Raw genomic sequence first — 3,496 nt, 5'->3', positions numbered from 1 at the left:
GACATGGAACAATGGCAGGAGCGGCGTGAGCGGCTCGAACTCGAAAGCCGCGAGCAGATGCCCCCGGACAGCTACTATGCCGAAGACGAGGAGATGGAACGCGAACTGAATGAACTGGGACTCGACGACCAGACGCAGCAGGCCCTCGATCGTATGAATGAACAGCGTTCCTCATGGTCGGTCAAAGGGATCATCTTCAAATGTCTGGCGTGGGTACTCGAACTGCTCTTCGCCGCGGCGAGCGTCATACTCGACGTGCTGAGGACTTTTTATCTGGTCGTATTGAGCCTGCTGGGGCCGATCGCCTTTGCCATCTCCGTGTTCGACGGATTTCAGTCCACGCTGACGCAATGGCTCACGAAGTATGTCTCGATCTACCTGTGGCTGCCGATCTCGGATCTTTTCTCGGCGATCATCGCACGTCTGCAAAGTCTCGCCATGCGACACGATGCCGAACTGATGGCCGGAGGCTACAACTGGTATGTGGACTGGTCGAACAGTCTGAATCTGATCTTCATGCTCGTAGCCGTCTGCGGATACCTCTGCATCCCCTCGATCGCCTCGTGGGTCGTGCAGGCGAACGGATTCGCCGCCTATAACAAGACCGTCTCGAAAATGACCTCGCTCGTAAGCGCCGGAGCCGGATGGACGGCCGGCAAAGCATGGGCCGGGGCCAAAGGCGCCGGCTCGGCGGCATTATCGGGCGGTAAGGCTGTGGGGCGTGGTATCATGAACGGCGCCCGGCTTATTTTCCGAAAATAAAATAACTCGTTATTATGGAATTCAAGTGTTTAACGAACATCGAAACATCCTTTCGGCAGCTGCGCATGTACGCTTTCGTCTTCGCCGGAATCTGCGCCGTCGTAACCGTGGCGGCAGTCTGGATGTCCTACTCCTTCGCCGAACGGCAGCGGCAGAAGATCTACGTGCTGGACAATGGACGCTCGCTGATGGTGGCGCTCTCGCAGGACCTCGCACAGAACCGTCCCGTAGAGGCCCGTGAACATGTGCGGCGCTTCCACGAGCTCTTCTTCACCCTCTCGCCCGACAAGGCGGCCATCGAGTCCAATGTCGGACGCGCCTTGCAGATGGCCGACAAAAGCGCCTTATCCTACTACAAGGTTCTGCAGGAGAAGGGCTTCTTCAACCGCCTGATCGCAGGCAACGTCTCGCAAATGGTCAAGGTCGACAGCATCCGCTGCGATTTCGACCGTTATCCTTACGAGGTTACGACCTTTGCACGGCAGCGTATCCTGCGCGAAAGCACCGTCACGGAGCGGTCGCTCGTCACGACATGCCGTCTGGTGAACGTCTCCCGCTCGGACAACAATCCGCAGGGATTCATGGTCGAGGCGCTGAACATCGTCGAGAACAAAGACATTGCGACCTATGACCGCTAAACCGCACTCCCTGCGCTGCCGCATCCGCTGGGTGCGGCGGTTGCTGCGGCGCCGCCACGACACACTCGCGCCCCACATCCGGGAGCGAATCGTACTCGCGGCGCTCGTCCTGCTGTTGCTCGTTTATCTTTGGCTCCTCTTCGCTACGGACATGGTACCGGAACTGGAGGTCGGGCATCCCGAATTATTACATCTAAAACCGTAAACCGTTATGACAGAAAACAAGAATCCGGGCAATGACCCCTCGGCGGAGTTCGAGCGGCAGCGCAAGCGCAAGGTGCTGCTCTTCGCGGCGATCCTCGGATGTATATTCCTCGTCGCGATGTGGCTTATATTCCGGCCTGCGCCCGTCAAGCCTCAAGAAGGGGCCGCGGGGATTAATACGTCGGTTCCGGACGGCAAGGCGCAGGCTACCGTCGGCGACAAACGCAAAGCCGCCGAACAACTTCGCAACGAGGAACAGCAGCAGAAACGCATGATGACACTCGGCGACAACTTGTTTTCGCTGCTGGACGACGGGATCAAAACCGCCGAAGAGCCTGCTCCGGCGGACAACCCCGCACAGCGGGCCGCCGAGGCCAACCGGGCCATGCAGCGGCAGGTGCAGGGCTTCTACGCCGCTCCGCAGCGCAATGCCGAGGTCGAAGCGCTGAAAGAGCAGGTCGCGGCCCTGCAATCCCAGCTCGACGCCGAGCGGCAGCAGCCCGATCCTCTGGAGTTAGCCAAGGAGCAATACAAGCTCGCACGGAAGTATCTCGGCGGAGGAGCACCCCCGGGTGAAGAAGCAGTTGAGCCGACAAAGCAACGGCGGGATTCGCGCCTGTCCGTGATGCGGCCCGTGCGGGAAGGTGAGGTCGAAGCCTCGACACTCGACCCGCGGGCGGATTTCACCATCGAGCGCAACCTCGGATTTCTGACCGCGACGGGACGTGCGGCGGAGAATCAGGTACCGACCGTCAAAGCCTGCGTAGCTCAGACACAGGTCATACGTGCCGGAAGCACGGTACAGCTGCGGCTGCTGGAAGCCGTGCGCATCGACGATACGGTGATTCCCCGCAACACCCCGTTATACGGTCTTGCGACGATCGCCGGAATGCGGCTGCAAGTCATGGTGTCGTCCGTCGAATACGGCGGGCGGATCTTTGCCGTCGAAGCCGTGGCTTACGACCTCGATGGCCAGCCGGGGCTGAATGTCCCGAACTCCCGCGAGCGGACGGCCCTCAAAGAGGCGCTGGCGTCCGTCGGGCAAACCGCCGGCACGAGCGTAAACGTCACCCGTTCGGCCGGACAGCAGGTGTTGTCCGAGCTGGCACGCGGGGGATTGCAGGCTTCGTCGCAGTATGTCGCCGGGAAGCTCCGCGAGGTGAAGATAACCCTCAAAGCCAACCATCAGCTATTATTGATTTCAAAAGAATAGAACACACATGAAAAGAGACCTTATTTATCTGACCCTGATTGTTTCCGCAATCTGGGCCGCACACGCTACGGCGAAGGCCGTGCAGGACGGGCCGCAGCAGATCGAACCCCGAAAGATCGAAGCGGGATTCACCAAGACTGTACACATCCTCTTCCCGTCGCCCGTCACGTATATCGACATCGGCTCGATGGACATCATAGCAGGCAAGGCCGACGGGGCCGAAAACGTCGTGCGGGTGAAGGCGGCCGTGCGGAATTTCGCAGCAGAAACAAACCTGACGGTCATCACCGAAGACGGAGGATTTTTCACTTTCGATGTCCACTATGCCGAGAATCCTGTTGTCTCGACCCTCAATCTTACAGTGCAGGATCAACAGACGGAAAGTGTGAAGGAACCGGCTGCCGCGGGCGATCCGCAGCCGGCGCCCCCGGCATCCGAAGGCCGGGTGCTGCTGCGCGAGGTAGGCCGAGAGAAGCCCGCGACCATAAAACGCATGTTGAGCGACATATACCGGCAGAACCGTACGGATGTGAAAGGCATTCGCACGAAGAAGTACGGCATCGAGGTCGAGGTGCTGGGAATTTACGTTTCCAACGATGTCATTTACATACATACTTGTATGTATAACGACACGAATATCTCCTTCGAGGTGGATTCACGGCGGTTTATCGTAGCGGAT

Annotated in this window: 5 protein-coding genes; all 5 read left to right on the top strand. The window is 59.1% G+C overall.

Translation table 11 applies throughout. The annotated features are described in order from the left end of the window. A partial coding sequence (locus ACESTR_RS15720) for a type IV secretion system protein (RefSeq protein ID WP_373179424.1) occupies positions 1–762 on the top strand: 762 nt, incomplete at its 5' end. A 14-nt stretch (positions 763–776) separates the two neighbouring features. Further along, positions 777–1,400, top strand: a complete 624-nt coding sequence (gene traK / locus ACESTR_RS15715) for a conjugative transposon protein TraK (RefSeq protein WP_055204848.1) — start codon at positions 777–779, stop codon at positions 1,398–1,400. Further along, the gene (locus ACESTR_RS15710; RefSeq protein WP_149874105.1) at positions 1,390–1,605 is read left to right on the top strand and encodes a hypothetical protein; all 216 of its coding nucleotides are present in this window, start codon (positions 1,390–1,392) and stop codon (positions 1,603–1,605) included. Before traK ends, ACESTR_RS15710 begins: the two co-directional genes overlap by 11 nt. 6 nt (positions 1,606–1,611) lie before the next feature. Beyond that, entirely contained in the window at positions 1,612–2,817 is a 1,206-nt protein-coding gene (gene traM / locus ACESTR_RS15705; protein ID WP_302270254.1) for a conjugative transposon protein TraM, read from the top strand. A gap of 7 nt (positions 2,818–2,824) precedes the next feature. Next, a partial coding sequence (gene traN / locus ACESTR_RS15700) for a conjugative transposon protein TraN (protein ID WP_373179423.1) occupies positions 2,825–3,496 on the top strand: 672 nt, incomplete at its 3' end.

The sequence above is a fragment of the Alistipes sp. DJF_B185 genome, assembly GCF_964250025.1.
Taxonomy (GTDB): domain Bacteria; phylum Bacteroidota; class Bacteroidia; order Bacteroidales; family Rikenellaceae; genus Alistipes; species Alistipes finegoldii.
This window is presented reverse-complemented; position numbering and strand designations above follow the sequence as displayed.